The sequence below is a fragment of the Nonomuraea sp. NPDC001831 genome, from assembly GCF_042892035.1.
Classification (GTDB): domain Bacteria; phylum Actinomycetota; class Actinomycetes; order Streptosporangiales; family Streptosporangiaceae; genus Nonomuraea.
The window spans coordinates 1-26048 of the sequence record NZ_JBIATU010000007.1 but is presented as its reverse complement, the minus strand read 5'-3'; the positions used below and the strand labels follow the sequence as shown (position 1 = coordinate 26048).

Genomic DNA, 26048 nt, shown 5'->3' with positions numbered 1-26048 from the left:
ACGTCGTGCGAGTGCTGCTGGTGGAGGACGAGGAACGGCTGGCCGGCCTGATCAAGGGCGGGCTGGCGGGCGAGGGCTTCGCCGTGGACGTGGCCCACGACGGCCGCGACGGCCTGTGGATGGCGACCGAGAACGCCTACGACGTGATCGTCCTGGACGTGATGCTGCCCAGGATGAACGGCTACACGGTCTGCTCCCGGCTGCGCGAGGCGGGCGACTGGACCCCGATCATGATGCTCACCGCCAAGGACGGCGTCCACGACGAGGCCGAGTCGCTGGACAACGGCGCCGACGACTACCTGGCCAAGCCGTTCTCGTACGTGGTGCTGCTGGCCCGGCTGCGCGCCCTGGTGCGGCGCGGCGGGACCGAGCGGCCGGTCACGATCACGGTCGGCGACCTGGTGGTGGACCCGGCCGGCCTGCGCTGCCGCAGGGGCGGGGTGGAGGTCGGGCTGACGCCGAAGGAGTTCGCGGTGCTGCACGCGCTCGCCCGCCGCCCCGGCGAGGTGGTCTCCAAGAGCGAGCTGCTGGCCCAGGCGTGGGACTTCTCCTACGACGGTGACCCGAACATCGTCGAGGTCTACATCAGCGCACTGCGCAGGAAGATCGACCTGCCGTTCGGGCGGACGACGCTGGTGACCGTCCGGGGAGCGGGCTACCGGTTGGAGGCGGCATGAGGGCGCTGCTCGAACGGAGGCCGAGCTGGGCGCGGGTGCCGGGCGGGCTGTCGTCGGTGCGGGTGCGGGCCACCGTCGCGGCGACGCTGGTGGTGGCCCTGGCGCTCGGCGTCGCCGCCCTGGTGCTGGTCATGGCGTTGCGCGGCACGCTGGAGGGCAACGCGGGCGAGGAGGCGGCCAGGCGCGCCGCGGCGGCGATGCCGTACGCGGAGACGGTGCCGATCATGCCTGAGGGGGTGACGCCGGCGGCCACGACGACCGCCGCCCGGACGACCACGATCATGGCGGACGACCTGTCCGTGGTGCGGCTCGCCGATCCCGACCTCGTCCTGGCCGGCCGCGCCACCGGCTCGCCCGCCCTGTGGGCGCAGCCGGCCGAATACGCCGTCGCGGGCCTGCAGGTGAGCACGCCGACCGGCCCGGCCACGCTCTGGTCGCGGGTTTCCCTGGACGGCGTGCAGAAGGCCGTCCAGGCCCTGTACGGCGCGTTGCTGCCCGGCGTGCCTGCCCTGCTGCTCGTGGTGGCCGGGATGACCTGGTTCTCCGTGGGCCGCGCGCTGGCCCCCGTGGCCGCGATCAGGGCCAAGGTGGCCGACATCACGGCCCGCGACCTGCACCAGCGCGTGCCGGTGCCGGGTTCCAAGGACGAGATCGCGGCCCTGGCCACCACCGTGAACGGCACCCTCGACCGCCTGGAGACGGCCGTGGGCCGGCACAAACGGTTCGTCGCCGACGCCGCTCACGAGCTGCGCAGCCCCATCGCCACCCTGCGGGCCCGGCTCGAACTGGCCGAGCAGAGCGAGCTCACCCGCGAGGCGCTGGCCGACGTCGAACGCCTGCAGTCGCTGGCCGCCGACCTGCTCATGCTGGCCAAGCTGGACGCCGGCGAGCCGCTGCGCACCGGCGAGCTGGACCTGGGTCAGGTGGCGGCCGAGGAGTCGCTGCGGGTCAGGCGGCGGCCGGAGATCAGGGTCGAGCTGGACATCGAGCCCGACGTGGTGCTGAACGGCTCCCGCGCGCACCTCGACCGGCTGGTCACCAACCTGGCCGACAACGCCGTCCGGCACGCCGCCTCGGCCGTACGCGTGCGGGTGCGCGCCGAGGAGGGCCAGGCCGTGCTGGAGGTGCACGACGACGGCCCGGGGATCCCGCCGGAGCACCGCGAGGCCGTCTTCGGCCGCTTCACCCGCCTGGACGAGGCGCGGGCGAGGGACGCCGGCGGCGCCGGGCTCGGCCTGCCCATCGCCAGGGACATCGCCCACCTGCACGGCGGCACGCTCACGTACACGGACGCCGGTTTCGTGGCCCGGTTCCCCCTCGCGGAGGGGGCGCTCAGCCCCGTTTGACGACCAGGGCGTAGTTCGTGCTGCGCTGGAAGATCTCGAAACCGGCGCGGGAGTAGACGCTGACGGCTCCCGTGGGGTTGTCGGCGTCGACGCCCAGCCCGGTCGTGTCGAACCCCTGCGCGCGGAAGGCGGCCAGGGCGTGCGCGATCAGCGCGCCGGCCACGCCCTTGCCGCGCCACTCCCGGAGCGTGCCGACGATCTGGATCCAGGCCCGGCGCTCGCCGGCCAGCTCGTTGTAGCCCTCGAAGGTGTGGGTGATGAGCGTGCCCACCGCCCGGCCGTCGTGCAGGGCCACGAACGACGATTCCGGCAGGAAGTTCTGGGAGCCGACGATGTAGTCGCGCCAGCTCTCCGGGGTGTGCGGAACGCTGCCCCAGTGGTCGAGGAACGCCTCGTTGCGTACGCGGCGGGCGCCCTCGTCCAGCTCGGGCGACCAGGGGGCGACGGTCACCCCGGCGGGCGGCGCGAAGGCCGGCAGGTCGCCCGACAGCGAGCGTCCCATGTGGGCGAACCAGCGGTTGGCGACGAAACCGGCGCCCTCGGCCAGCGCCTTCAGCCCGACGTTGGTGTCGGGCACGTGGAGGTGGATCTCCGGCTGGACGCCGGGGAAGGCCCGCTCGCTCAACCCAGGCGCCACGGCCAGGCTCCAGTCGACGATCCGCCGGCCGAGCCCGCGCCTGCGGTGGGCGGGGTGCACGCCGCCCGACAGCCGCATGACGTGGCTGTCGGTGACGGACTGCCGGACCGGCAGGTAGCCGTAGGCGACGATCTCGCCGCCCTGCCTGGCCGCGAGCGTCCCCGCGGCCAGGTCGATCAGGCGGTGGCCGAGCTGCTCCCTGACGTCGTCGAGGTCGGGGATCTCGCCCGTGCGATCCTCGGCCTCGATCGCGGCCAGGAGGGCGGCGAGCGCCTCGGCGTCGTCAGGGGTCAGCGGTTCCCACACCAGGCTCATGGCCAGCAGCCTAGGACAGCCTGGCGAAACACCCCAGTTCTTTCCCTATGCGGGTGATGCCTTCGGCGAAGCCCTTCCTCGTCCGCTGGCCGAACCCGATGAAGAACCGGTTGGCCAGGGGCACGGCCCAGCGTCCCCGCTCGGCCACGTCGTAGACGCGGTGCTCCACGCGGGCGCCCTCGGGGTGCGGGAGCACGGCCCATTCGCCCCGGTACCACCAGCCGCCCTGGAAGGCGACGGTGTACCCGTCCTTCTCGACGGTCATCGGGTGTGTGGGCAGTGAGCGCGTCAGGGCCTGCCACACCTGCTCGACCGGGGCGCCGACCACCCCGGCCACCTCGGTGATCAGCCGTTTCCTCACGGCTTGCGCACCCGGCTGTTCTGGAAGGAGGCGAACCGCCAGCCTTCCGGCGTGCGCAGCGCGGTCAGCGTGACGACGGACTCCCTGCTCGGGTCGGGCACGCCGGCCACCGACGAGCTGCCGCCGACGATCACCAGCGCGACGTCGTCGGTCAGCGGCCGGACGATCGGCGCGGGGCCGCCCTCGGCCAGCTTGATCGAGGTCTCGAACAGCGCGCGGTGGGTCTCCTCGATCGCCTTCCTGCCCCGCAGGTGCAGGCCGAAGAAGGTGATGTAGTCGGCGTCCTCGGTGAACAGGCCGGCGTAGGCGGCGGAGTCGCCGGCGTTCCAGGTCTCCGTCATCCGCTCCACCAGGCGGGTGATCTCTTCGGACATGGCACAGCTCCTTTCGTCGCGGCGCCTATCCTGGGAGTTGCGCGTCCGGGCAGGGCAGGCGCCGTGTTCGGATGTCGGCCGCCGGGGTGTTGGCGCACCCCGGCGGCCCTTCTCTCACCCCTCGGTCGTGCTCGTCCAGGCGAGCTCGCCCTGGTCGAGCCGGTCGAGAAGTCTTCTGATCCAGGCGAGCTCGGCGGCGTGCAGCGCCTGCTCGCACTCGACCTCCAGCATGAGGATCTCGGGCAGGCCGCTGTCGTGCATGGCCTTGATGTGCCCTTCCATCCCGGCGAGCGTGCCTTCGAGGGTCGCGGCGCGGGTGCGCAGCGCCCGCTGCGCCTCGGGCAGCGGCAGGCAGCCGATCAGCGAGATGGCCGCGACGAAGGCGCGCCGGTCGGGGTCGGGCTGCTCCAGCAGCCGCCGGAGCCGGGTGATCAGCTCTTCGCGGCCCTCGTCGGTGATCTCGTAGACCGTGCGCTCGGGACGGCGGCCCTCGCGGCCGGTCGCGGCGGGGACGATCAGCTCGTCCCTGGCCAGCCGCTCGACCGCGTGGTAGAGGCTGCGCGGCAGGCCGGTGATGTAGTCCTTGTGCGTGTCGATGATGAAGCGGTGGAGCTCGTAGGGGTGGCTCGGGTGCACCGTGAGCAGGGCGAGCACGGTCAGGTCGACCAGGCCCTTGCGTTGTGCCATGTTGCCTCCCCCTATATTGCAATTTGCAATATAGCTCACCCGTCGAGCTGGAGGAAGGCCCGCTCGATCGCCTGCCGCGACACCTGCTCCGGGTACGGGAACCGGGTGATCGAGTCCCGCAGCCCCTCCACGTGGGCCTTCGCGGCCAGCTCCGCCACCAGCGCCAGCTCGGCCTGCTGCTCCTGGACGAAGGCCCGGCCGACCACCGCGCCGTGCCCCGGCACGAACACCTGCTCGGGCAGCGCGTCGAGCATCGCGGCCGTCGTGTCCGGCCAGTCGAGCGGGTAGGAGTCGCCGAACGCCGGCGGCGCGCCCTCCTCGACCAGGTCGCCGGCGAACACCACGCCGGCGTCCGGCACGTGCACGACGATGTCGTTGCTGCTGTGGCCGAGCCCGAAGTGCCGCAGGTGCACCATGCGTCCGCCGATGTCGAGGCTGGCCGAGACGGTGAAGGTGTGGTCGGGCGGCGTGACGGCGATCTCCTCCATCTCCGCGCGGCGGTCGGGCCGCCGTTCCATGACGTCCGCGCGGTGCCGCTCGCCGTACACCTCGATCTCCTCGGCGCACCGGACGTGGCTCCAGATCTCGGCGGGACGGAAGAGCGCGTTGCCGAAGTAGTGGTCGAAATGCGAATGGCTGTTCACGACCGTCCACGGGTGGCCGGTGATCGTCCTGATCGCGTCGATCAGGTCGGCGGCCTCCCGGTGGGAGCTTCGGGTGTCGAGCACCAGACAGTGCCCGTCGCCCACGATGAGGCCCGTGTTCAGGTCGAAGGACTCATGGCGACGCACGTAGACGCGGTCGCCGACCTCCTGCCACTGCTCGTTCATGGCAACGAACCTTACTTTTCGGACTTCCCGCCGGTCATCCCCGGAGGTAGGCCAGCACGGCCAGGACCCGGCGGTGGCCGTCAGACTCCGGCGGCAGGTCGAGCTTGGTGAAGATGCCGGCGATGTGCTTGGCCACCGCGGCGTCGGTGACGACCAGCTCCCTGGCGATCGAGGCGTTCGCGCGGCCCTCGGCGATCAGGGCGAGCACCTGCTGCTCGCGCGGGGTGAGCCGGGCCAGCGGGTCGCGCCGGCGGCGCAGGAGCTGGCGCACCACCTCCGGGTCCACGACCGTGCCGCCCGCGGCCACCCGGTCGAGCGCGTCGACGAACTCGCGCACGTCGCCGATCCGGTCCTTCAGCAGGTAGCCGACGCCCGTGCCGGCGCCGGACTCCAGCAGCTCGGCCGCGTACGTCTGCTCGACGTACTGACTGAGCACGAGGACGGCCAGCTCGGGGTGGCGGCGGCGCAGGCCGAGCGCGGCGCGCAGGCCCTCGTCGGTGAAGCCCGGGGGCATGCGCACGTCGGTCACCACGGCGTCGGGGCGGTGCTCGGCGACCGCCGCGACCAGGGCGCCGGCGTCGCCGACCGAGGCCGCCACGGTGTGGCCGAACCGTTCGAGCAGCCCCACCAGCCCCTCGCGGAGCAGCACGGCATCCTCGGCGATCACGACGCGCACGGGATCTCCACTCGTACCAGGGTCGGGCCGCCCGGCGGGCTGGACACCGACAATCGTCCCGCCACCACGGCCAGCCGGTCGGCCAGGCCGGTCAGCCCGGTGCCCCTGGCCGGGTCCGCGCCGCCGACGCCGTCGTCGCGCACCTCGACGGCCAGCGTGCCGGCCGCCGTCCGGGCGGTGACCGCGGCCCTGGTGGCGCCGCTGTGCCTGGCCACGTTCGCCAGCGCCTCGGTGACCACGTAGTACGCGGTGACCTCGACGGGCGCGGGCAGCCGCCCGAGCTCGTCGGCGTCCACGTCCACGGGGACGGGCGAGCGTCCGGCCACGTCGCGGATCGCCGCGCCCAGCCCCCGGTCGGTGAGCACCTGCGAGTGCACGCCCCGGATCAGCTCGCGCAGCTCGGCCAGCGCCTGCCCGGCCTCGTCGTGCGCCACGTCGAGCAGCCGGGCCGTCGGCGAATCGTCGGGCACGTCCAGCCGGGCCAGGCCGAGCGTCATCGACAGGGCGACCAGCCGCTGCTGCGCGCCGTCGTGCAGGTCCCGCTCGATCCGGCGGCGTTCGGTCTCGAACGCGTCCACCAGGCGCGCCCGCGACCGCATGATCTCGCTCAGCTCCGACCCGGCCGGCGCGAGCACCGCCCTGACCATCGCGCCGCGCGCCCCGCCCCACGCCGTGATCGTGTACGCCGCCACCGGCAGCAGCAGCACCCCCGCCACGCCCGCCACGGCGCCGAGCACCGGCCCGGCCTCCGGCTGGACCACGGGGGACAGGATCAGCAGCACCGGCCCCCCGACGGTGAACCCCAGCATGACCAGGTCGATCCACCACATCGCGAACACCGTCATGACCGCGACCCCGGCCGCCCGCCGGCGCCGGTCGGGCACCGACGGCAGCGGCACGGTGTCCACCAGGCGCAGCCGCACCCGTTCGAACCGGGCGACCGGCGGCACGACCAGCGCGAGCAGCACCGGCACGAGCAGCAGGCCGACCGGCGGCCCGGCGAGCCCGACCGCGATGACCCCGAGCCCGACGGCCGCCCCCGGCAGCACGCTGCCCACCAGGTACGCCACGCACCGCCACGGCCAGGCCGACCGGAGGAAGGCGGCCGGCCGCTGCGTGAGCGCTTCGAGCGCGGTCCTGTTTCCCACCCGGCGACCGTATCCGGGGACGGGAACGGCCCGCAGTAGTGCAGGGTCTACCCTCGGCGGCTCAGCTCGCCATCAGCGGCTCGGCGGCGGTACGCAGCTCGGCGCTGAACGGCGTGGGCCGGAAGGTCTGCGGATCGAGGTTGACGTTGACGCGGTAGCCCTCGGCGTGCACGATTGAGCGGTCCTGCGACAGGACGCGGAAGCCGTACACGCCGCTGGTGCGGCCCATGCGGTCGATCCAGAAGTCGACCTGCACCTCGCCCGCGCCCATGACCGGCGCGTTGTAGGTGATCTTGAACTCGCGTACGGCCAGGTAGAGGTCCTTGAACTTGGAGATCGCCGGGTCGAAGCTCCAGCCCTGCTCGGCCCAGTAGGCGGAGATCGCGCGCTCGACCAGCAGGGCGTAACGCGAGTTGTGCAGCAGGCCCATCGCGTCGAGGTCGTCGAAGTGCACCTGGGCGGGTCGGGTCTGGGTCACGCGAGCTCCTTCAGTCGGTCGTGGACGGCGCGGCGGGCCCGCTCGTAGGCGGCCTCGCCCCTGCCGAGCAGGCGGGTGTGGGTGACCGCGGCCTCGCCGAGGGCGTCGATCTCGTACGCGAGCTGCGCCGGGTCGGTCTCCGGGCGCAGCTCCCCCAGCTCGACCGCCTCCCGGACCAGCCGCTCGACGAAGTGCAGCCACTCGGCCATCGACTCGGCCACCCGGTCCCTGACCGGGCCGGGACGGTCGTCGAACTCCACCCGCGCCGTGTAGAAGAAGCACCCGCCGGGCAGGACGCCCCTCTCGTAGAAACGCAGGCGCGCCTCGTGCAGGGCCAGGACGCGGGCCACGCCGGGAGGGGCCTTGAGCGCGGGCTTGACGATCTCGTCGGTCCATTGGCGGACGGCCCACTCGATGGTGTCGAGCTGAAGTTGCTCTTTATCTCGCCAGTGAGCGAAAAATCCGGATTTGCTGACACCGGCGGCTTCGGCCAGCCGGCCCAGGGTCAGCCCGTCCAGACCGTGCACCGAGGCCAGCGACACGGCCTGCCCGAGGATCGCCTCACGGCTGCGCTGCCCGCGCGCCCGGCGACCGTCTTCCTTCACGTCGGCCATGCCGCCAGCATACATTAACGACCGATCGTTCAGATTGACGGGGTCAGACCCTCCCGTAGCGCACCGCGACCGCGTCGAAGATCCGGACCGCCGCCGCCGCGTCCGCTTCCGTGATCGGGCAGTCGAGCTGCGGGTCATTGCCGTCGAGCCCCGACTCCCGCTCGACGATCCGCGCCACCTGGTACATCAGGCCCACGACCCGGCCCGCGGCCTCACCGTGCCACCAGTACGGCACGCTGATCCCCCAGCCGCCCGCCCAGTGGTCCACGGAGATGCCGGTGCCCTCGTGTTCGAGCTCCCAGTTGGGCGGGCCCTCGAAGACCGTCACGTCGCCGAGGAGCGCGCGGGCCTGGGTGACGACGTTGTTCCAGGCCACCAGGTCCGGCGGGCGCGGCTCGTCGCTCTCCGAGCCGAAGTACAGGTCGTAGCTCATGGTGGACGAAACTAGCGCCCACCCCCGACGAAACCCCGCAGAATACGCCGAACGACAACGACCAGCGCGAGCGCCACCCCGACCCTCACCACCACGGAACTTCCCCCGCGGGGCGCCTGCGCGGCCACGGGCGCCGCCTCGCCGGCGGTGACCTCCGAGTAGACGTCGTCGATGATCAGGTTGAACCGGCGTTCCCTGCGCGACCCGGCGCTCGTCGTCCGCAACGTCCGCACCTGACGCCAGAAGTCGCGCCCGATCGGCCCGGCGAGCACGGTCGCGGCGATCTGCCGCAGGTGCGCCTCGGTGATCGAGCGCAGCTCCCACATCAGCAGCCAGTGGTTGAGGATCATGTTCACGTACAGGTGGGCCCGCTGCCCCTCCTCGTCGCCGGAGGCGAAGAACGCTCCCCAGCAGGCCCGGTAGAGCGGGTCGTCCATCGCCATCTTCATCAGGTCGCCGTGCAGCGTGCGCAGCGCCTGCTCCCTGGCGGACTTGGCCTCTCTGGCCTGGAGCACGAGCGAGAACGCCACGCCGATGAGCGCGAGGACGGCCAGGATGGCCGAGGCCGCGCCGTACGTCTGGCCGATGTCGCCGAGCACCGACCAGTCGCCGCGGCTGCGCCCCAGGGCGGCCAGGAAGAACGGGGAGGCGACGACCAGTCCGGCGGCGGCGACGACCGACAGCAGGAGCAAAATGGTCACCCAGTAGCGCCCGAACGACCGTCTGTTCACCGCGCTAGAACGTGGCGGAGTGGCGCAGGGGCGGGGGGAGGACGTCGCGTTCGGCGGTCATGTACGGGATGAGCTCCACTCCCTGACCGAAGAGCTTTTCCAGCTCGTCTCCGCAGCTCTCGATCAACGGCCGGTCGAGGATCTTGCGCGCTCCGGTCAGTGTGCCGTCCTCGCTGTAGAGCACCTCGTACATGACGGTCGAGTCGAGGACGACCAGCTCGGGCAGCGGCCCGGGGAAGCCGAGAGCGGGCAGGCGGTCGGCTTCGAGCACGCGGATGTGCTCACCGGCCAGCGCCCGCAGGCGGATGTAGTAGAGCTCCCACTGCAGGTAACGGCTGAAGGGCCGCTCGACCAGCCGCACGCGCCGCATCGCGAACTCCCCCGCCTCGCGCAGCGGCCGCTGGATCTCGTGGCGACGCTCGTCGATGAGCCGGATCGCCTCTCCCCAGTCGCCGGCGTCGAGGGCCAGCCAGCTCGGCTCGTCCGGCTCGCGGTAGCTCTGGCGGGTCTCCAGTTTCCAGAAGACACGTTCGAGCTCGCGGAAGTACGGCCAGAAATCGGAGAAATACTCATCTGGAGTGAGCTGCTGGGACTGCGCCGCAGCGACGTTTCTAAGCATCAGGGATATCCGGCTTGGCGGCTACGAGCATCTTGCGGGGAATGACGACCAGGCGTTCGTCTCGGGCAATACTAACCCCCGCGGGCAGGCGGCCACGATAACTCTCCGTGAGGTCGCGTCCTATCACCGCGATATCGCCGTTGGAGAGCTCCCAGATATCGGGACATGAGGGGCTTGCCGTGGTATCGCCCAGCTCAAGGGCCGACCTCCCCAGGCGTCGTCGCAGTTCGGCCGATGCGTCAGCTTCCCATGGACGCGCCACGGCAAATCCCCTTTTCCCTGGTGGCGTTACGCATGAGTGTGACATCGAATGCCATGACCGACAATGTCCCCGTCACGGAAGAGTGAATTCACTGCGGCGGCAGTAATGTTCCGACGGGGAGCGCCGGATCATTCTCCCGCTGCGTGCTTGCGGAACTCCAGCCCCTCGAACGTTCCCGACGTGCGCCAGCCGTCGATGTAGGCGAAGTACGCCATCGCCCCCTGGGGATGGCCGATGTTCAGCCGGCCTTTCATGCCGGCGTCCTGGCCCTCGTTGTTGTAGTAGCCGGGTGTGCAGTCGGCGGAGGCGCCCAGGATGCTTCCCGGGCCCGACAGCAGCAGCTCGATCCAGGCGTCCTCGGCCTCCCGGGTCGCCTCGACCTCGTCGAAGCCCTGGTCGAGCGCGTGGCTGACGATCGTGGCGATGGTCCGGCCGGCCTCGGTGAGGTTGTGCGGGATGTTGGAGATGAGGTTCGCGCCCTGCGTGGGCTGGACGACGAAGGCGTTGGGGAAGCCGTGCACGTGGATGCCGTGCAGGGTGCGCATGCCGTCCGCCCAGCGGTCGGTGAGCCGCAGGCCGTCGCGGCCGGTCAGCTCGTAGCCGGCGCGCCGGGTGTAGTCGGTGGTCACCTCGAAGCCCGAGGCGTAGATGACGCAGTCGACCTCGTACTCGACGCCCCCGGCCACCACCCCGCGCCGGGTGACGCGCTCGACGCCCTTGCCGTCGGTGTCCACCAGGTGGGTGCCCGGCACGTTGAAGGACTGCAGGTACTCGTCGTGGAAGCAGGGACGCTTGCAGAGCTGGCGGTACCAGGCCTTGAGCTTCGCGGCGGTCCGCGGGTCGGCGACGATCGCGTCGACGCGGGCCCGGATCTCCTCCATCTTCTCGAAGTCGGAGTCCTCGTACGCCTGCGCCATCTTCTCCGGGGTCAGGTCCTCGGGCGGCAGGGCCGCGATGCGGGCGCGGACGCGGCGGGCGATGTCGGTCCAGCCGTCCATCACCAGGTCCTCGTCGACCAGGCCGCCGGTCTGGTTGCCGGTGAAGTTCTCCAGCCAGCGCTGCTGCCAGCCCGGGGTGGCGGCGATGCCGGCGAACCAGGCGGGGTCGGTGGGCCGGTTGTCGCGTACGTCCACCGAGGAGGGGGTGCGCTGGAACACGTACAGCTCGGCGCAGGCGCGGGCCAGGTGCGGCACGCACTGCACGGCCGTCGCGCCCGTGCCGATGACGGCGACACGCTTGTCCGCCAGCCGGTCCATGGGCGCGCCGGTGGGGTCGCCGCCGGTGTAGTCGTAGTCCCAGCGGCTGGTGTGGAACGAATGCCCGCGGAAGTCGTCGATGCCCGGGATGCCGGGGAGTTTGGGCACGTGCAGCGGGCCGATGCCCATGACCACGAACCGGGCGGTGAAGGCGTCGCCGCGGTTCGTGCGCACGGTCCAGCGCGACCGGGAGGCGTCCCACTCCAGGTCCTGGACCTCGGTGTGGAAGAGCGCGTCGTCGTACAGGCCGTAGTGCTTGCCGATGCGGCGGCAGTGTTCGAGGATCTCGGGGGCGTGCGCGTACTTCTCCGTCGGCATGTGGCCGGTCTCCTCCAGGAGCGGCATGTACACGAACGACGCGGTGTCGCACTGGGCTCCCGGGTAGCGGTTCCAGTACCAGGTGCCGCCGAAGTCGCCGCCCTTCTCGACGATCCGCACGTCGCCGACCCCCGCCTCCCTGAGCCGGGCGCCGGTGACGAGCCCGGCGAACCCGCCGCCGACGACGGCCACCGTCACGTGGTCGGTCTTCGGTTCGCGCTCGGTCCTCGGCGTGTACGGGTCCTCGAGGTAGTGGGCGAAGCGGCCGGTGAGGCGGACGTACTGGTCGTTGCCGTCCGGGCGGAGCCGCTTGTCGCGCTCTTCGAGGTATTTGCGGCGGAGGGCTTCTTTGTCCATACGTCCTCCGGGGACGAGGTTCCGAATTCCAGAATGTCATTCGCGAATCTCGTTCGACAAGGCCCGCGGCCGGGTGAAGCGGGCCCGCAGCCGGCCGAGGACCGGCGGACCGCCCGCGAAGCACCACAACGCGATCACCGGATCGCAGATGGCGCAGCCGAAGGAGGAGTCCGCGGCGAAGGGCAGCAGCGGGCTGCCCTGGAGGTGGTGCAGCACGTCCCAGGCGGTGTGCAGCAGCCAGCCGATGCCGATGAACGTCCAGCTCTCCAGCCCGCGGTAGGCGACGTAGGTCATCACGACGGGCAGCAGGAACTCCCAGTAGCCGAGCCCGCCGCCGCTGAGGTACGCGGCGCCCGCGCCGGCCACCAGCACGGCGTTGGCGCGGCGGCCGTGCGGCTCGGGGATCAGGGAGACGAGGGAGACGGCGACCAGGCCGATCAGGATCGGCATGAGGATGGACATGGGGCACTTCCTGCTGGATTCGGGGGAACGCAGCCAGGCTAGGCGGGCCGTCCTGACCCTCCCAGAGGGTGGCTCGACAAACTCCGACGAGTTCCCGCCAACCGCCCGCCGCCTGGCCTAGCGTGGCCGCATGCACACTGTGGCGGTCCTGGCCCTCGATCACGTGGTGGCGGCCGACCTGGCGATCCCGGTCGAGGTCTTCGGCCGCGCCCGGCTGGCCGACGGGAGCCGCCCGTACCGGGTCCAGGTGTGCGCGGCGACGCCGCAGGTGGCCGCCGACGCCTTCACGATCGTCGCGCCCCACGGCCTGGAGGCGCTGCGCACGGCCGACACGATCATGGTGCCCGGCTGCTCGGAGCAGGCCGCCCCGCCGAGCCCCGAGGTGCTCGCGGCGCTGCGCGACGCGGCCGCCGCCGGCACCCGCATCGCCTCCATCTGCGCGGGGGCCTTCACGCTGGCCGCGGCCGGGCTGCTCGACGGGCTGGGCGCGACCACCCACTGGATGGCCGCCGACCGGCTGGCCGAGCTCTTCCCCGACGTCGACGTGCGGCCCGACGTGCTCTACGTCGACAACGGCCAGATCCTGACCTCGGCCGGCGCCGCCGCCGGGCTCGACCTGTGCCTGCACCTCGTCCGGCGCGACTTCGGCTCGGCGGTCGCCGCGGACTCGGCCCGCCTGTCGGTGACGCCCCTGGAGCGGGAGGGCGGCCAGGCCCAGTTCATGGCGCACACCCGGCCGCCGGTGCCCCAGGGCTCGTTGCTGGAGCCGGTGCTGGCGTGGATCGAGGACAACCTCGACGGCAAGGTGACCCTGGCCGCGATGGCCGCGCAGAGCGGGATGAGCGAGCGCACGTTCGGCCGCCGGTTCCGCGAGCAGACCGGCACCACGCCGCTGCAGTGGCTGCTGCGCGCCCGGGTGCGGCGGGCGCAGCTCCTCCTGGAGACCACCGACCACGGCGTGGAGCGGATCGCCACGCAGTCCGGGTTCGGCTCGGCGGTCGCCCTCCGCGAGCGGTTCAAGCGGGTGGTCGGCGTGCCGCCGCAGTCCTACCGCGCCTCTTTCCGGCCGCTCGTCACGGACGCGGCTCTCGTCACGGACGCGGCTCTCGTCACGGACGAGGCTCTCGTCACGGACGCAGCGCCGTGAGGGCGCTCTCCCAGACGTAGGTGTCGTTGCCGTCGCCCGCGCTCGGCGCGTGCGGCTCGAACTGCCCCGGCCCGATCAGGACGCGCACCCCCTCCGACCGCAGCTCCTCGACGCTGCGCCGGAAGGGCGCGCGGGCGGCGAGCGCGCTGTTGACGAACGGCAGGACGACCACGGGGATGCCGAGCCCCGGAGCCTCGGCCAGCAGCCCGAGCGCGTAGGTGTCGGCGACGCCCATGGCGAACTTGTTGATCGTGTTGTACGTGGCCGGGGCGACGATGATCGCGTCGGCCCGCGGCGGCCTGGGCTCGTCCGGCCTGCGGTAGCGGCTGCGGACCGGGCGCCCGGTCAGGCGCTCCAGCTCCGGCACGTCGACGAAGCCGAGCGCCGAGGGCGTGGCGACGATCTGGACGTCCCAGCCCTCTTCCTGAGCCGGGACGACGAGCCTGGCGACGTCGCCGGCCGGGCCCGCCGCGCACACGATGACATGGAGACTGCGTGCCGGTGTCTTCACGGTTGAGATCGTAGGACGCCCGCCGCCCCCTCGGCATCGCGTACGCGGGCGGCGACCTCCGGCGTGAGGTGGCGGGCCAGCACCTCCAGGGCGGCGGTGACCTCGCCGACCGCCTCGGGGCCCGGGTCGGGCAGGGCGGCGGCGAGGGCGTCGTCGATCGGGGCGGCCCTGACCTCGGCGACCCGGGCGGAGGGCGTCGCCGCGGGACGGATGAGCCGCCGCCGCCGGTCGGCCGGATCGGGCACGCCCTCGATCGACCCCGTGGACTCCAACCGGGCGACGGCCGTGGACACCTGGCTCTGCGGCAGGCCGGTCCGGGCCGCGATCTCGCTGACCGTCGTGCCGGGGTGGGCGACCACGTCGCCGAGGACGACGAGCACCGTGCGGACCGAGCCCCGCGGGCCGTCGCCCTTCGGCTGGGGCATCGCCTGCTCGCCGATCTTCATGAGGGTGCGGCCTAGCAGGAACAGTTCGACTCCGTTCATGAAGTCATGATACATCTAGATCGATGCATCGATTTAGATGCTTTTTTTCCCTAGCGGAGGAGACCCGCATGACCGCCCTTCCCGTCCCCGGCGCCACCCTCCACTTCCAGGTCGAGGGCAGCGGCCCGGTCCTGCTGTTGTCGCAGAGCGGCGAGGGCGACGCCGATCGCACCGCCGACCTCGTGCCGCTCCTGGCGGACACCTTCACCGTCGTCACCTACGACCGGCGCGGCCTGTCGCGCAGCACCCTCGACCCCGCCGCGCCGCCCGTCACCATGGCCGACCACGCCGACGACGTCGCGCGGCTGCTCGCCGAGGTCGCCGACGGGCCCGCCCTGATGGCCGGGTTCAGCATGGGAGGCGCGATCGGCCTGCGGGTCGCGGCCCGCCACCCCGGCGTGCTGCGCACGCTGATCGCGCACGAGCCCGTGCTGCCGAACCTGCTGCCCGCCGCCGGCCGCGCCGAGCACGTGGCCGAGCTGGCGGCCATCCAGCGGGCGTACGCGGACGGGGGGCTGGCCGCGGCCTTCCCCGCGATCACCCGGCACCTCGGCATCGACCCGGCCCACGACGAGACCGAGGACGGGCTCACCCCGCAGCCGCTCACGGCCAGGCGGCAGGCCAACTTCGGGTTCTTCATCGGGACGGAGTTCACGGCCGTCATGGAGGACGACCTCGCCCCGGCCGAGACGGCGGGCACCGGGACCCGGGTGATCCCGGCGATCGGCCTCGCCACCCGGCCGTCGGTGCACACCTACCGTTGCGCGCTCGCGCTGGCCGAGCTGCTCGGCGTCGAGCCGGTCACGCTGCCGGGCGGCCACAACGGCAACACGGCCTTCCCGCGCGCGACGGCTCGGGCACTCAAGAAGCTCCTCGCTCCGCGCCACGTCCAGGCGTGAACGTACGGGCGCGAACGTCCGCGCGGTCAGCGGCCGGGCGGTCAGCGCCGGGCGGTCAGCGCGGGGCGGTCAGCGGCCGCAGGTGCGGAGCATGTTGGACAGCGCCACACGCTCGCTGCGCGTCACGAACAGCCGGTAGTGGTGTTTGACGGTGATCCACGAGGTCGCGTAGCGGCACCAGTACGCACGGCGGCGCGGACGCCAGCTCTGCGGCCCCTGCCCGCCCTTGGCGATGTTGGCGGAATGGCTGACGGTGACCAGCTCAGGACGGGTGAGGTCGTTGGCGAAGGCCCGCCGCCGCGCCGGGCTCCACCTCTTGGCGCCCGAGCGCCAGGCGTAGGCCAGCGGGACGACGTGGTCGACGTCCACCAGGCGCTCGCTCTTCAGCCGCCTGCCGTCGTACGGGCTGTACCAGACGCCCTTCACCGGATGGCAGGCCGCGTTCCTGCGCACCCGCCGCCCGTCCCGGGCCAGGACGGTCTCGCGTACGTCACACCTTCCCTTGTGACGTCCCCACTTGGGCTGGAACCGGCGATGGGTGTAGCCGCGCAACGATAAGGGCCTGGCGACCCGCAGCTGGGCCAGCATGCGGCGGGCCCGCGCCGCACTGGCCTGCGCGCCCGCATGGGCGCGTGCGCCGGACTGCGCCGCGGCCGGCTGCGGCGCGGCCACGACCTCGGTGATCGGGATGACCAGGAAGGCGAGGACGGCCATCAGAACGGCCCGTCTCAGGAAGATCATGCTTTACCCCATACCCACCCAGGACGGACCTCCTCCAAGTGGATGGCCAGCCCTCCGCAAGTGGGGGTGCGTACCTTCCCGAACCATGAGAAAGCTCCCTCTCCTCCTCGCCGCCCTGACCGCCGCCTCCGCCGTCGTGCTGCCCGCGACCACGTCCCTCGCGTCGGCCTCCGCCGCCGGGAAGACGCTCTCCTTCCGCGGCATGACGCTGCGGATCCCCGCCGACTGGAAAGTGCACCGGTCGGGTGACCACGTCGTGGTGGTGACCGGGTTGTTGTGCAAGAAGCCGGAGCCGTTCGCGCCCGACTGCGAGAGCTTCTGGATCTTCGGGCCGAAGGACTACACGAACGTGCCGGTCGGCGGCGGTTCCATGACGTACACGGGCAAGCAGCAGTTCCATCCGTTCAGCGGGGTGATCCCGTGCCCGTTCAACTCCAACCTGAGCTGGTATCCCGGCGAGAAGGCGTCCTACCGCGGGCTGCGGCCGGTGGGCGCCGGGCACCAGGCGAAGTACACCACCTGGCCGAACCGCTGCGTGACGAACGACACCGGCCGCACCACCAGCAAGTGGAACGAGAAGGAGTGGTTCCTGCCGCAGTCCGGGATCCTGGTGGTGGACGCCTGGAACACCTACGGGCTGGCCGGCGTGCTCAAGCGCGCCACCTGGAACTGATCCCGCACGTCCCGGCTTCCGGGTGCCGGCTGGCACGATGGGCGGTGGTTCGGGGATGGGGGTGAGGGGTGGCGAGCCGGTTCTTCATCGGTGAGGGGTACGCGACGTACCAGGGGCCGTCGGCGGACAACTCGCTCCATCGTCACGCCGCGTACCAGGTGACGGCCGCCGTGGAGGGCGAGGTGGCGGTCGTCGACGAGCGGGGGACGTGTCATCGCGGGCCTGCGCTGATCATCCCGCCCATGGTCCGGCACCGCATGCCGGGGGCGCCGGACGTCCGCATCTGGTTCGTCGAGCCGCAGTGCTCGTACGCGTCCGTCCTGCGCGACCGCTGCACCCGGTTCCCCGGCACCACGCCCATCGGCTCCGACCTTCCGCCCGACGACGGCCCCCCTACCGGCTCCGACCTGCCGCCCGGCGGTGGGGTGATCACCGCGGCTGCCGATCTGCATGCCCTCCGTGAGGAGGATTTCCGTCGGGTCGTGGAACCTCGGCCGTTCCGGGCGCTCGATCCGCGCCTGGTGGTGGCGATGGAGGCGTTGACGTCGCGGAACCTCCTGGTCGCCGACGCGGCCGCGCAGGCCGGGCTCTCCCCGCAGCGCCTGCGTGCCCTGGCCCGGCTGCAACTCGGCATGCCGCTCGCCAGGTGGCGCATCTGGCGGCGGCTCACCCGCGCGGCCCGCGCCCTGGCCGACGGCAGTTCGATCGCCGAGGCCGCGCTCAACGGCGGCTTCGCCGACCAGGCCCACTTCCATCGGCAGTTACGCGACATGCTGGGGCTCACGCCGGCGACCGTGCTGCCGCTGCTGCGCCGATCAGCCGCGGGCGGCCCGTAGACGGAGATTGAGCCGGTCAGCCGCGGGCGGCCACGTAGACGGAGATTGAGCCGGTCACCGTCCGCACGACCTCCGCCTCGCGGACGTCCGCGAACCCCGCGTCGGTCATCAGCGCCGGCAGCACGCCGTCGGCGTTGGGCTGCGTGTCCCGCACCCCGTCGGCCAGTTGCACCACGCGGAACGCCAGCCGCATCGACGCCGTCCGCTGCCAACCGTAGTCGGCGATCACCAGCTTGCCGCCCGGCCGCAGCACGGCGTGCATGGAGGCGAGGATCGCGCGTTTCATCGCGAGCGGACATTGGTGCAGGACCAGGCTCGACACCGCCGTGTCGGCCGAACCCGGCCCCAGCAGGCCGGTCAGCGCGTCCCCCATGCCGAGCCGCCATTCCGGGGCCGTACCGCTCGCCCTGCCCTTGCGCCGCGCCTGGGCCAGCGTCTCCGGATCGGGGTCGACGCCGACGATCCTGGCCCGCGGCTGGAGGCGGTGGAGCAGCATGGCCTGCGAACCGGTGCCGCAGCCGACGTCCACGATCGTCTCGTCCGGCCTGGGGGCGACGTGCATGGCCACCAGGGTGCGCCACAGCCGTTCCCGCGTCAGCGCGACCACCGGGTCGTACAGGCGGGTGAACTTCAGACGTCCGAGGGCGGGGGTGAAGGTCTGTTCAGACATGGACGCAGTCTCATCCGCCCGCCGCATCCCGGTCTTGAACGAAACGCTCGCACGACGCCTGCGTGACCGCCGCTACTCGCATGCCCGGGTTCGGGCTCCGACCTTCTTCAGCCCGTACTCCGACCTGAGCCGTACCTCTTGCACGAAGCACTCGTAGTCGAACACCTCCGTGACCCCCGGCATCCTCGCGAGCCGGCGGCGCCAGGGGCCGCGATTCACGTCCGACCGAATCGACAGCCGGTACGACTCAGGCATGTCCGACACCCTGGTGGCCGCGATCAGCGACTCCCTGTCCGCGTACGCTTCGGCGAAGTTGCGATACGCCGTCCTCTGGTCCTCGTATTCGTACGATTCGAGGCCGGGAATCCGCTCGATGACGGCGACGATCGCCTTCTTCTCCTTGGCGGTGGCGGCCTTCCGGTTCGCCGGTCCCCGCCCGTGCCGACATCCGGGCATGACGGTACCGCTCGTGCAGAGGAAGACGGAGAGTTCCGCCTCCCAACGGGACCGGGTGGCCCTACGGACCTCCAACTGGTCGACGACCCGCGCCACGCCAGGGCGCAAACCCGCCGCCGACGCGATGCGTGCCCGGTCGGCCGTCTGGGAAACCCGTATCCAGAACGACTCAGGCAGGTCCTTGGCCCGTACCTCGGCCAGCATCTTCGTCTCGCCGTCGAACTCCCGGCGGAACTCCGCATAGGACGCCGCCCGGCTCACGAACCGCACCTCGGTCACCCCGGGCGTGGATGTCAGGAAAGCCTCGACGTCCCGCCGCTGTTTCGCCGTCACGGGCCGTTTGTGACAGCCGCGGGCGGACGGCGTACAGAGGAACACCGCGATTTCCCCGTCGTCGACGGCGGCGACATCCGCGGGACCGGGCCCTGTTTCGGCCGACGCGGCCTGCCCGGACATCCCCGACAATGCCACGGCAGCCGCGACCATCACCCGCGAGAACCAGCGCTTCACTGAACTCCTTGTTTCCACGAATCAGTCCCCCTGCGGGGGCGTCGCTGACGTACCGGCGCGGTCGCGGAATCGTAGCCGGACCATCGCACCATCAAGATGCACAGGCCGACGACCGTCGTCATCGCACCGGAGAAGAGGCCCGAAAACGCCAGGACGCTTTCGCCGTCCGGATCGCCTATCCCGGACGGGCCAGTCTCGACCCATTCGCCCATGGCCCATGCCTGAGTGGCGACCAGCAGCCCGAAAAGCGTCGTGACCGTTCCCAGCAGATAGCCAGGAGTCCGCGCCCATACCCCTTTCACGGCGAGCACGAGCCCCACGACCAGCGCGATCGGCACGGTGACGAACTGCCCCATCTCCAGGGCCATCAGCGTCGAGAGCCGCGCATGCTGAAAATCGTCCGCACGTAGCGGCGGCCACAGGACCAGGCACAGCGCGGCACCGGCAAGAAGACCAATCGCCAACAACAGGAGCATCGCCACGAGCAGCATGATCCCGGACCAACCCACCCAACCGCCAGACGTTTCCCACAGTCATCAACCGGCGCCCCACCCGCTGCAAACCGGGTGGTACGGTATGCGTCATGCGGATGATCCACTCATTTCTCGGCTGGTGGCGCCCCTGACCGGGCGGCACTGCTCATCCGCGCAGACCTGACAAAGCGGCCGCCCAGTCCCGGGCGGCCCGTCGGTGTCCTCATTCCTCGGCCGATCCAGGACGACGGGCGGCTCCCGACCTGAGGGAGCTCCACCGATGCCACGACGTCTCACGGGTTTCACGCCGTCCGGCGACCTGCACCTCGGCAACTACTTCGGCGCCATCGCCCCGATCATCGCCGGTCAGACCACCACGGACACCGTCGTCTTCATCTCCGACCTGCACGCGCTCACCCTGGACCACGACCCGACCCAGGTGCGCCGGCGCACCCTGGAATTCGCCACCCTGCTGCTGGCCGCCGGCACCGACCCCGAGTCCTGCCTGTTCCTCGTCCAGTCGCACGTCCCGGAACACACCGAACTGCACTATCTGCTCGAATGCACCACGGGCTACGGCGAGGCCCAGCGAATGATCCAGTTCAAGGAGAAGTCCGGCCGCCAGCAGCAGGTCCGCATGTCGCTGCTGACGTACCCGATCCTCATGGCCGCCGACATCCTGCTGTACGACACCGACGAGGTCCCCGTCGGCGAGGACCAACGCCAGCACGTCGAGCTGGCCAGAACCGTCGCCCAGCGGTTCAACACCCGGTACGCCCCCGTCTTCACCGTGCCCACGACGGTCAACCCGCCGGTGGCCGCCCGTCTCATGGACCTGACGTCTCCCGCCGACAAGATGAGCAAGTCGGCCGCCACGCCGGGCGGCACCCTGCGCCTGCTCGACGAGCCCGACGTGCTGCGGCGCAAGGTGATGCGCGCGGTCACCGACGCGGACAACACGGTCGCCTACGATCCCGACCGCAAACCCGGCGTCTCGAACCTCCTGGCCATCCTGGCCGCCTGCACCGGCGAGGCCCCCGAGGACCTGGCGTCCCGGTTCGACCGCTACGGCGAGCTCAAGGAGGCGGTGGCCGACGCGGTGGTGACCACCCTGACCCCCATCCGCGACCGCTACCTGCACCTGTCGGAAGACCCCGGCCACGTCCAGAAGGCTCTGCGGTCCGGCGCCGAACGAGCCCGCGACCTGGCCGGCGCCAAGATCCGCCAGACCAAGGCAGCCATCGGCCTGCTCCCCGCCTGACTGCGACTCCCCCCGCCCGCACCACACCCGCCTCCGGCCCCGCGCCGGAGGCGGGCCCACGTCACCCGCCGATCAGGACCTGGACCCCGTCAGAGCCCTCACGAATCCGGCCGAGCACCCGCAGAAAACGGCGACCATGCGGATACAGGTCGTTCCAGGGAAGCCAACCGGTGGTGCGGCTGATACCGGCCTCTTGTAGATCCTGACGGACGCGCCGGCCGAGCAGGCCGCTGACCGCCTGCCCATGGCCGGTGCGGGTGATCGTGAACTCGGTGAGCTCGCACGTGTCCGGTGACGGCTGCTGCAACTGGATCTCCACCGTGCCGAGCACTTCTCCGGCCACCGGCTCGCCCGGCGGCCGCTTCTCGTAGGACCAGCGGCGAAGGTCCCACACGCGTGGCTCGTCGTGGGGTTGCGCCTCTCGTACGTGCGTCTGGCCGTCGTCCCCCACTACGGCGACGTACCGGAGCCGGTTTCCGAAGCACGGAGCAGGAACGTTCCTCGTCCGAGCTCTTGCGTGATCGGCCCCAGCGCTCCAACGCAGCCTCCTCCGTCCACGGACACCCCGGGCCCTGCGTCCGAGCAGCGCCAGACAGACCGCGAAGGGAAGGGAGATCAGCGCTGCCCGGCCGAGCCCCTGCCGCAAGCCGCCGCCCGCGCCGGACGGCAGGACCTGCCGCGGTCAACGTGGCACCCAAACGGCCTTTCTTGATCAGCAACCACCGCGCAGCTTTTGGGACTACGGCGCGCTACATTCGACCCGGTTACGCTGGCGAATGAAGACCGAATACGCACCCCTTGGCTCTTGCATCCGACGTTGGATCCCAGCTCGCGAGCACTCCACACGATCGGCGCTTACCGCGTACGACGAGTGAATACACGCACACCTCTGCGAGTGTAGGAGTATTGGATTTATCGTGTACACACTCACGCATGCCAAATCGTAATATGCCGAGGACGGGTTCACAAATGTCAACAGCGACGTTTCCTGTCGCCGACGTCACCCGTCACATCCAGTAAGAGCATCGAAGAGAGGGAGGCGAAAATGAAGTTTCTGGAGTCACTGGGCGAGCGGATGGTCCGCCTGGTGGCGCCGTCGGTTACTGCCGACGGTGCGACATGCGGCCCCTGGTTCTACGATTCGTGCGTCAGCGGGTTCTGCACCCTGCCCTGGCAGGACCGCATCAGGTACGGTCAAACCTGTTGCTACAGCAATGGCATATGCATGACTTCGTGGGACATGGGCGACTGCGGGACCTGCGCCGCCGCCGCCTGAGTCGGTAACCCTTCAGGCGGCCTACATGCCCGCCGCCTTCGGCGTATCGCGACCTGATGCGTGCCTGCAGAGGCCGGCCGGCTTCCCGATGGACCACTGCCCACCGGGAAGCCGGATCCGTTATGCGCCAGACCGCACCGTGCTCCTAGTCATACGCCGGCGCCCCGCTGAGCGCCGTGATGCCTTGGTCATGCATAAGAGCATCGGTCGCCAATTCACGGGCGACTAACCGGATTAAGCCGGACATTCGATAGCGGTCATGTCCTACCGTCTCCAGTAAATGAACGTCGAGCAGGCGCTGAACTATTCGGTCCGCCTCGACCGAGGTAATGTCAAGCAGATCCGCCACTCTGCCGACATCGAGTTCGAGGACGGGTGCAAGCCCGATCAGGCAGAGCGCGCGCGCCGCCACCCTGTCATCGGGATGTTCGCTGCGCCGCAGAGCGGAATGGCTGACCTCAAGACTCTCGCGCACGCGGACGTCGCTGACAGCCAACTCATCTAGACGATATCGCTCGTCTGCGAGACGGTTCACCAGACAACGAACGGTCCAGCCCGGACGAGCCTTCAGTCGATACGCGGCCGCGTAAAGGGCGAGCGGCAAATATTCGCACAGCTGCGCGAGCTCGACCGCCCCCAAAGGGTCCGACACCACCCGGGGACTTCCGACGAGATGCTGCAACATCGTCTGCGCGGCGTCTGGATCGAGCGGGCCAAGCTCCAGATCAGTGGTCCCGTTGAGGGCGGCAAGCCTGGCACGGCTGGTCATCAGCACAACATTGCGGGACGAGCCAGGCAGCAAAGCGCGCGCCTGCCTTTCTGTCGCGATGTTGTCCAAGATAATCAACATCCGTCGCCTGGCGATCAAGGTGCGAAAGAGCGCAGCAGCCTCTTCGATGTCCTGTGGCACGCCCTTTGCAGGGACGCCCAGAGCTCGCAGAAAGCGTCCCAGGGCCTCGCCTGGACACAGCGGTTCGTTATCGGATGTCGTCCCTCTCAGATCCACATACAACTGTCCGTCCGGGAAATAGGCAGACCATCGATATGCGGATCGAATCGCCAGCGCCGACTTGCCGACGCCAGGCGGACCGTGGATCACCACCACCGCACCAGACCTTGCCGGATCACCTGTCCGCAGCAGGCCGCCGAGCATCTCTAGATCGTCGTGCCGGCCGACGAATGTTTCGATGTCCAGCGGTAACTGCTGCGGTGTGGTGAAGATTGGAGGCGCGGCGACCGTCATGGCGCCATGGCCGGGCAACGACAGTTGTGGATCCGACTGCAAAATGCGGCCTTGTAGGATTTGTAACGGCAGGCTTGGCTCCACGCCGATTTCTTCGATCAAGTGCGTCCGGAGGCGATGAAAGACTGAAAGCGCTTCCGCCTGTCGGCCATCCCGGTACAGTCCCAGCATCAGCTGTTCCGACAGACGCTCCCGCAGTGGATATCGATGGACCCAGCTCTGCAGCTCAGCGGTGACCTCTGCCTGCATCCCCATGGCGAGCTGCGCATCGCAGAGCGACTCCACTGCCATCAGACGCTGCTCATCCAAACGCTGGGCGGCAATCGCGAGCGCATCACTCAAGTGCGGCACGTCCTGGAAAACTGGCCCTTGCCACAGGCCCAGCGCCTGCTTGAAGCGTTCAGTCGCCAACGACAGGTCGCCCTGTAGTCGCGCTGCGGTGCCCTCCGCGATCAGGCGCTCGAACACCACAGCGTCGAGGCCGTCCGATGGTACCTCGATCATGTAGCCCAGCGGATCCGTGCTGATTGGAGCGGTCTTCCGTATAGTCGAGGACAACATGCGGCGAAGGGTCCACACATACGTCCGCACGTTCGAAAGGGCCGACTCCGGCGGTTCCCCCTGCCAGAGCTCGTCCACGAGTCGGTCCACCGACACCGGGGCGTTGGGATCGGTCAGCAGAATGGCGAGCAGCAGTCGCAGCTTCGGGCGGCCGATCTTCACCTCCACACCTTCCGTGGTGATAACTCGCAGCGGCCCCAACAGACGGAATTGAAAATCACTCACTTCTGCTCTCATCTTTCGGTGCGCATGAACGTATAGTCGGTGACAGAGTCGGCCGGAAGCCACGGCATGGAGCAGTTCCCGGAAAGAGATGAGTCGTTAATAGCCGTTCTGATCGAGGAATCAACCGACGTCAACACAGCACGCTCAGTTGCGGGAAGAGGCACCGCACTTCTGATTCAGGAGCCGGATCTCGATTGCGTCGGGAGCCGTCGCACAACTGTTCCGACGACGGTCGCGAGGGAGAAATAACCATGGCTGCGAGAGTCGTAACTGGCTGCGGAATTATCCCCCAGCAGGACCACCATGCCTGCCGGCACATGTCGGTCGGCAACGTCCCGCAGGGCCGGCACCCGCTCGCGCGGGAGATCGTCACCAGGAACGGCCAGCACTCTTTTGATCAGATATCCGGGTTCCGCGCCGCTTCCCTTCTGAGCAGATCGAGAAGGAGATTGCACGCGTGCCGACTCTGGCCCGCGAAGGACAACGACTTCATCTGCGCGCACTTCCGACCGCCGCATCCGGCGGACGAGCACCTGTTCCCCGGTTTGATAGGTTGGCTCCATACTCTTGCCCCGCACCGTCACGACTAGAAAGGTACGACGAAACCAAAGAACGGCGACTGCAGAAACAGCGCTGCCGGCCAATACGGACGCCAGAACAATTGACATGGACGCCTCCCGTATCAACGGTGTCAGGATCCGTGATCCCATAAATCGGAAAAATTCTCCTTATGTTCGCCAGGTCGATCACTGACACAGTGAATACCGATATGCGCAGCGGATGCAGCCCTGCACGGATCAACGTCGAGGGATAGAGTAGGACCGTGGCTGTATATTGAGCTCAGAATTGATGTATTGCTCGGGAAGTGGTCGTCGCACCGATACACAGAGACTGGCCAACCGGCGGACAGCTCAACAGTTCCCTCATCTCGCCTAATTCAACGTCATGAGGCCCACGCTTCTCTTTGCGAGGCAATACCATTGTCAGCCGACATGCGGGGCCGAACAAGAGATGATGTGGAAATACTCATTTCCGCTCCCGGCGACACAAGAGTAAGAGGAATATCGCAATCCGTTACCACGGACTGTGCTCGTCCACTGAATCTGGCCTCTTACGATTGGTGATCGCCTTACTTCATGGTGTTTCCGTAGTCCAGGGCGGTGAGCGTGATCACAGCGGCTCGGCCGCAGTGAGCGACAGGCTTCCACCAACCATGGAGATCGGACTCAGGGCATGCTCATGCCCTGACCCACCGCCGCCTGTCCCGGTGATCTGACCGTCTGCCCTCAAGGTGGTCGTACCTGCTTGACCAGTTGTTGCAGTGAGCAGCGGTATCTGGAGGGGTAGAGACACCTGCCTGCACAACACCTTGATGGTGACGACAAGCGGAGGTGATCTCGCCCCCTAGAGGGTGTCTGACAATTCGGCTTGCCGGAGCCAGAGCATGAGTGAGGCGATGGTGACGCCAGCTAGGTAGCGGCTGGCCAGCTTGTCGAAGCG

At 69.9% G+C, this 26048-nt stretch carries 32 protein-coding genes; 8 read left to right on the top strand and 24 right to left on the bottom strand.

Annotated elements, in window-relative coordinates; genetic code table 11:
- The first annotated feature begins 5 nt into the window (after window positions 1-5).
- Complete coding sequence (locus tag ACFYYW_RS23135; RefSeq protein ID WP_387651341.1) at window positions 6-677, top strand: response regulator transcription factor; 672 nt, start codon at window positions 6-8, stop codon at window positions 675-677.
- Entirely contained in the window at window positions 674-2023 is a 1350-nt protein-coding gene (locus ACFYYW_RS23130) for an ATP-binding protein (RefSeq protein ID WP_387651339.1), read from the top strand. Before ACFYYW_RS23135 ends, ACFYYW_RS23130 begins: the two co-directional genes overlap by 4 nt.
- Here the strand turns inward: ACFYYW_RS23130 and ACFYYW_RS23125 are convergent.
- From ACFYYW_RS23125 to ACFYYW_RS23055, 15 genes are all read right to left on the bottom strand, one after another.
- Complete coding sequence (locus tag ACFYYW_RS23125; RefSeq protein WP_387651336.1) at window positions 2010-2975, bottom strand: GNAT family N-acetyltransferase; 966 nt, start codon at window positions 2973-2975, stop codon at window positions 2010-2012. The two genes, ACFYYW_RS23130 and ACFYYW_RS23125, sit on opposite strands and share 14 nt — an antisense overlap.
- 10 nt (window positions 2976-2985) lie before the next feature.
- Window positions 2986-3336 (bottom strand): hypothetical protein, encoded by a 351-nt coding sequence (locus ACFYYW_RS23120; RefSeq protein WP_387651334.1) that lies wholly within the window; start codon window positions 3334-3336, stop codon window positions 2986-2988.
- Entirely contained in the window at window positions 3333-3710 is a 378-nt protein-coding gene (locus ACFYYW_RS23115; protein ID WP_387651332.1) for an SgcJ/EcaC family oxidoreductase, read from the bottom strand. The genes ACFYYW_RS23120 and ACFYYW_RS23115 overlap by 4 nt, the downstream gene beginning before the upstream one ends.
- Before the next feature lie 114 nt (window positions 3711-3824).
- A complete protein-coding gene (locus tag ACFYYW_RS23110; protein WP_364388691.1) occupies window positions 3825-4397 on the bottom strand; it encodes a PadR family transcriptional regulator in 573 nt (190 codons plus the stop codon).
- Between the two features lie 35 nt (window positions 4398-4432).
- Window positions 4433-5227 (bottom strand): MBL fold metallo-hydrolase, encoded by a 795-nt coding sequence (locus ACFYYW_RS23105; protein WP_387651329.1) that lies wholly within the window; start codon window positions 5225-5227, stop codon window positions 4433-4435.
- A gap of 34 nt (window positions 5228-5261) precedes the next feature.
- On the bottom strand, window positions 5262-5903 hold the full coding sequence (locus ACFYYW_RS23100; RefSeq protein WP_387651327.1) for a response regulator: 642 nt from the start codon (window positions 5901-5903) through the stop codon (window positions 5262-5264).
- Window positions 5891-7051, bottom strand: coding sequence for a sensor histidine kinase (locus ACFYYW_RS23095; protein ID WP_387651324.1), 1161 nt, complete (start codon window positions 7049-7051; stop codon window positions 5891-5893). The genes ACFYYW_RS23100 and ACFYYW_RS23095 overlap by 13 nt, the downstream gene beginning before the upstream one ends.
- Before the next feature lie 61 nt (window positions 7052-7112).
- Window positions 7113-7529, bottom strand: coding sequence for an acyl-CoA thioesterase (locus ACFYYW_RS23090; RefSeq protein ID WP_387651321.1), 417 nt, complete (start codon window positions 7527-7529; stop codon window positions 7113-7115).
- Entirely contained in the window at window positions 7526-8143 is a 618-nt protein-coding gene (locus tag ACFYYW_RS23085; RefSeq protein ID WP_387651319.1) for a TetR/AcrR family transcriptional regulator, read from the bottom strand. Before ACFYYW_RS23085 ends, ACFYYW_RS23090 begins: the two co-directional genes overlap by 4 nt.
- A gap of 43 nt (window positions 8144-8186) precedes the next feature.
- Window positions 8187-8576, bottom strand: a complete 390-nt coding sequence (locus tag ACFYYW_RS23080) for a hypothetical protein (protein WP_387651316.1) — start codon at window positions 8574-8576, stop codon at window positions 8187-8189.
- An 11-nt stretch (window positions 8577-8587) separates the two neighbouring features.
- Entirely contained in the window at window positions 8588-9307 is a 720-nt protein-coding gene (locus ACFYYW_RS23075) for a DUF6082 family protein (protein WP_352323824.1), read from the bottom strand.
- A gap of 4 nt (window positions 9308-9311) precedes the next feature.
- Window positions 9312-9926 (bottom strand): DUF6879 family protein, encoded by a 615-nt coding sequence (locus ACFYYW_RS23070; protein WP_387651314.1) that lies wholly within the window; start codon window positions 9924-9926, stop codon window positions 9312-9314.
- The gene (locus ACFYYW_RS23065; RefSeq protein WP_358291054.1) at window positions 9919-10188 is read right to left on the bottom strand and encodes a hypothetical protein; all 270 of its coding nucleotides are present in this window, start codon (window positions 10186-10188) and stop codon (window positions 9919-9921) included. The genes ACFYYW_RS23070 and ACFYYW_RS23065 overlap by 8 nt, the downstream gene beginning before the upstream one ends.
- Before the next feature lie 128 nt (window positions 10189-10316).
- Window positions 10317-12119: a flavin-containing monooxygenase gene (locus ACFYYW_RS23060; RefSeq protein WP_387651311.1), complete on the bottom strand. Its 1803-nt coding sequence runs from the start codon at window positions 12117-12119 to the stop codon at window positions 10317-10319.
- A 36-nt stretch (window positions 12120-12155) separates the two neighbouring features.
- On the bottom strand, window positions 12156-12581 hold the full coding sequence (locus ACFYYW_RS23055) for a DUF6010 family protein (RefSeq protein WP_352323828.1): 426 nt from the start codon (window positions 12579-12581) through the stop codon (window positions 12156-12158).
- A gap of 130 nt (window positions 12582-12711) precedes the next feature.
- Here ACFYYW_RS23055 and ACFYYW_RS23050 point away from each other — a divergent pair, with 130 nt between their 5' ends.
- Window positions 12712-13728, top strand: coding sequence for a GlxA family transcriptional regulator (locus tag ACFYYW_RS23050; protein ID WP_387651307.1), 1017 nt, complete (start codon window positions 12712-12714; stop codon window positions 13726-13728).
- Here ACFYYW_RS23050 and ACFYYW_RS23045 read toward each other — a convergent pair.
- Window positions 13709-14239 (bottom strand): flavoprotein, encoded by a 531-nt coding sequence (locus ACFYYW_RS23045; RefSeq protein WP_387651305.1) that lies wholly within the window; start codon window positions 14237-14239, stop codon window positions 13709-13711. The genes ACFYYW_RS23050 and ACFYYW_RS23045 overlap by 20 nt on opposite strands.
- Window positions 14236-14724 (bottom strand): MarR family winged helix-turn-helix transcriptional regulator, encoded by a 489-nt coding sequence (locus ACFYYW_RS23040; protein ID WP_387651303.1) that lies wholly within the window; start codon window positions 14722-14724, stop codon window positions 14236-14238. Before ACFYYW_RS23040 ends, ACFYYW_RS23045 begins: the two co-directional genes overlap by 4 nt.
- 68 nt (window positions 14725-14792) lie before the next feature.
- Between ACFYYW_RS23040 and ACFYYW_RS23035 the strand changes: the two genes are divergently transcribed.
- Entirely contained in the window at window positions 14793-15623 is an 831-nt protein-coding gene (locus ACFYYW_RS23035) for an alpha/beta hydrolase (RefSeq protein WP_364416581.1), read from the top strand.
- Between the two features lie 69 nt (window positions 15624-15692).
- Here ACFYYW_RS23035 and ACFYYW_RS23030 read toward each other — a convergent pair whose 3' ends face one another.
- Window positions 15693-16364, bottom strand: coding sequence for an HNH endonuclease family protein (locus ACFYYW_RS23030; RefSeq protein ID WP_352323833.1), 672 nt, complete (start codon window positions 16362-16364; stop codon window positions 15693-15695).
- A gap of 85 nt (window positions 16365-16449) precedes the next feature.
- Between ACFYYW_RS23030 and ACFYYW_RS23025 the strand changes: the two genes are divergently transcribed.
- Both ACFYYW_RS23025 and ACFYYW_RS23020 read left to right on the top strand, forming a co-directional pair.
- Window positions 16450-17037, top strand: a complete 588-nt coding sequence (locus ACFYYW_RS23025) for a hypothetical protein (protein WP_387651301.1) — start codon at window positions 16450-16452, stop codon at window positions 17035-17037.
- 68 nt (window positions 17038-17105) lie between these two features.
- Complete coding sequence (locus ACFYYW_RS23020; RefSeq protein WP_387651299.1) at window positions 17106-17873, top strand: helix-turn-helix domain-containing protein; 768 nt, start codon at window positions 17106-17108, stop codon at window positions 17871-17873.
- A 16-nt stretch (window positions 17874-17889) separates the two neighbouring features.
- Here the strand turns inward: ACFYYW_RS23020 and ACFYYW_RS23015 are convergent, their stop codons facing one another.
- The 3 genes from ACFYYW_RS23015 to ACFYYW_RS23005 all read right to left on the bottom strand — a co-directional run bounded on the left by ACFYYW_RS23015 (window position 17890) and on the right by ACFYYW_RS23005 (window position 19991).
- Complete coding sequence (locus ACFYYW_RS23015) at window positions 17890-18543, bottom strand: class I SAM-dependent methyltransferase (protein WP_387651296.1); 654 nt, start codon at window positions 18541-18543, stop codon at window positions 17890-17892.
- Between the two features lie 72 nt (window positions 18544-18615).
- Window positions 18616-19509 carry a permease-like cell division protein FtsX gene (locus tag ACFYYW_RS23010; RefSeq protein WP_387651293.1) on the bottom strand — a complete coding sequence of 298 codons (894 nt, stop codon included), beginning with the start codon at window positions 19507-19509 and terminating at the stop codon, window positions 18616-18618.
- Window positions 19506-19991, bottom strand: coding sequence for a hypothetical protein (locus ACFYYW_RS23005; protein ID WP_387651290.1), 486 nt, complete (start codon window positions 19989-19991; stop codon window positions 19506-19508). Before ACFYYW_RS23005 ends, ACFYYW_RS23010 begins: the two co-directional genes overlap by 4 nt.
- A 271-nt stretch (window positions 19992-20262) precedes the next feature.
- On the opposite strand from ACFYYW_RS23005, the gene trpS reads away from it, so the two are divergent.
- Window positions 20263-21243, top strand: coding sequence for a tryptophan--tRNA ligase (trpS, locus tag ACFYYW_RS23000; RefSeq protein WP_387651287.1), 981 nt, complete (start codon window positions 20263-20265; stop codon window positions 21241-21243).
- 61 nt (window positions 21244-21304) lie between these two features.
- Here trpS and ACFYYW_RS22995 read toward each other — a convergent pair whose 3' ends face one another.
- Window positions 21305-21637 carry a hypothetical protein gene (locus ACFYYW_RS22995; protein ID WP_387651284.1) on the bottom strand — a complete coding sequence of 111 codons (333 nt, stop codon included), beginning with the start codon at window positions 21635-21637 and terminating at the stop codon, window positions 21305-21307.
- A gap of 651 nt (window positions 21638-22288) precedes the next feature.
- Between ACFYYW_RS22995 and ACFYYW_RS22990 the strand changes: the two genes are divergently transcribed.
- Window positions 22289-22519, top strand: coding sequence for a hypothetical protein (locus ACFYYW_RS22990; protein ID WP_387651282.1), 231 nt, complete (start codon window positions 22289-22291; stop codon window positions 22517-22519).
- 145 nt (window positions 22520-22664) lie between these two features.
- Here ACFYYW_RS22990 and ACFYYW_RS22985 read toward each other — a convergent pair whose 3' ends face one another.
- Both ACFYYW_RS22985 and ACFYYW_RS22980 read right to left on the bottom strand, forming a co-directional pair.
- On the bottom strand, window positions 22665-24485 hold the full coding sequence (locus ACFYYW_RS22985) for a BTAD domain-containing putative transcriptional regulator (protein ID WP_387651279.1): 1821 nt from the start codon (window positions 24483-24485) through the stop codon (window positions 22665-22667).
- 239 nt (window positions 24486-24724) lie between these two features.
- Entirely contained in the window at window positions 24725-25216 is a 492-nt protein-coding gene (locus tag ACFYYW_RS22980) for a S26 family signal peptidase (RefSeq protein WP_387651277.1), read from the bottom strand.
- Window positions 25217-26048: the final 832 nt, after the last annotated feature.

What these genes read in the sequence shown, in the direction of transcription:
- ACFYYW_RS23110 (WP_364388691.1), bottom strand. Translation starts at nt 4,397, where the DNA reads ATGGCACAACGCAAGGGCCTGGTCGACCTGACCGTGCTCGCCCTGCTC.
- ACFYYW_RS23055 (WP_352323828.1), bottom strand. Translation starts at nt 12,581, where the DNA reads ATGTCCATCCTCATGCCGATCCTGATCGGCCTGGTCGCCGTCTCCCTC.
- ACFYYW_RS22990 (WP_387651282.1), top strand. Translation starts at nt 22,289, where the DNA reads ATGAAGTTTCTGGAGTCACTGGGCGAGCGGATGGTCCGCCTGGTGGCG.
- ACFYYW_RS23085 (WP_387651319.1), bottom strand. Translation starts at nt 8,143, where the DNA reads ATGGCCGACGTGAAGGAAGACGGTCGCCGGGCGCGCGGGCAGCGCAGC.
- ACFYYW_RS23130 (WP_387651339.1), top strand. Translation starts at nt 674, where the DNA reads ATGAGGGCGCTGCTCGAACGGAGGCCGAGCTGGGCGCGGGTGCCGGGC.
- ACFYYW_RS23105 (WP_387651329.1), bottom strand. Translation starts at nt 5,227, where the DNA reads ATGAACGAGCAGTGGCAGGAGGTCGGCGACCGCGTCTACGTGCGTCGC.
- ACFYYW_RS23125 (WP_387651336.1), bottom strand. Translation starts at nt 2,975, where the DNA reads ATGAGCCTGGTGTGGGAACCGCTGACCCCTGACGACGCCGAGGCGCTC.
- trpS (WP_387651287.1), top strand. Translation starts at nt 20,263, where the DNA reads ATGCCACGACGTCTCACGGGTTTCACGCCGTCCGGCGACCTGCACCTC.
- ACFYYW_RS23070 (WP_387651314.1), bottom strand. Translation starts at nt 9,926, where the DNA reads ATGCTTAGAAACGTCGCTGCGGCGCAGTCCCAGCAGCTCACTCCAGAT.
- ACFYYW_RS23080 (WP_387651316.1), bottom strand. Translation starts at nt 8,576, where the DNA reads ATGAGCTACGACCTGTACTTCGGCTCGGAGAGCGACGAGCCGCGCCCG.
- ACFYYW_RS22980 (WP_387651277.1), bottom strand. Translation starts at nt 25,216, where the DNA reads ATGTCAATTGTTCTGGCGTCCGTATTGGCCGGCAGCGCTGTTTCTGCA.
- ACFYYW_RS23015 (WP_387651296.1), bottom strand. Translation starts at nt 18,543, where the DNA reads ATGTCTGAACAGACCTTCACCCCCGCCCTCGGACGTCTGAAGTTCACC.
- ACFYYW_RS23030 (WP_352323833.1), bottom strand. Translation starts at nt 16,364, where the DNA reads ATGATCTTCCTGAGACGGGCCGTTCTGATGGCCGTCCTCGCCTTCCTG.
- ACFYYW_RS23050 (WP_387651307.1), top strand. Translation starts at nt 12,712, where the DNA reads ATGCACACTGTGGCGGTCCTGGCCCTCGATCACGTGGTGGCGGCCGAC.
- ACFYYW_RS23025 (WP_387651301.1), top strand. Translation starts at nt 16,450, where the DNA reads ATGAGAAAGCTCCCTCTCCTCCTCGCCGCCCTGACCGCCGCCTCCGCC.
- ACFYYW_RS23115 (WP_387651332.1), bottom strand. Translation starts at nt 3,710, where the DNA reads ATGTCCGAAGAGATCACCCGCCTGGTGGAGCGGATGACGGAGACCTGG.
- ACFYYW_RS23060 (WP_387651311.1), bottom strand. Translation starts at nt 12,119, where the DNA reads ATGGACAAAGAAGCCCTCCGCCGCAAATACCTCGAAGAGCGCGACAAG.
- ACFYYW_RS23035 (WP_364416581.1), top strand. Translation starts at nt 14,793, where the DNA reads ATGACCGCCCTTCCCGTCCCCGGCGCCACCCTCCACTTCCAGGTCGAG.
- ACFYYW_RS23040 (WP_387651303.1), bottom strand. Translation starts at nt 14,724, where the DNA reads ATGAACGGAGTCGAACTGTTCCTGCTAGGCCGCACCCTCATGAAGATC.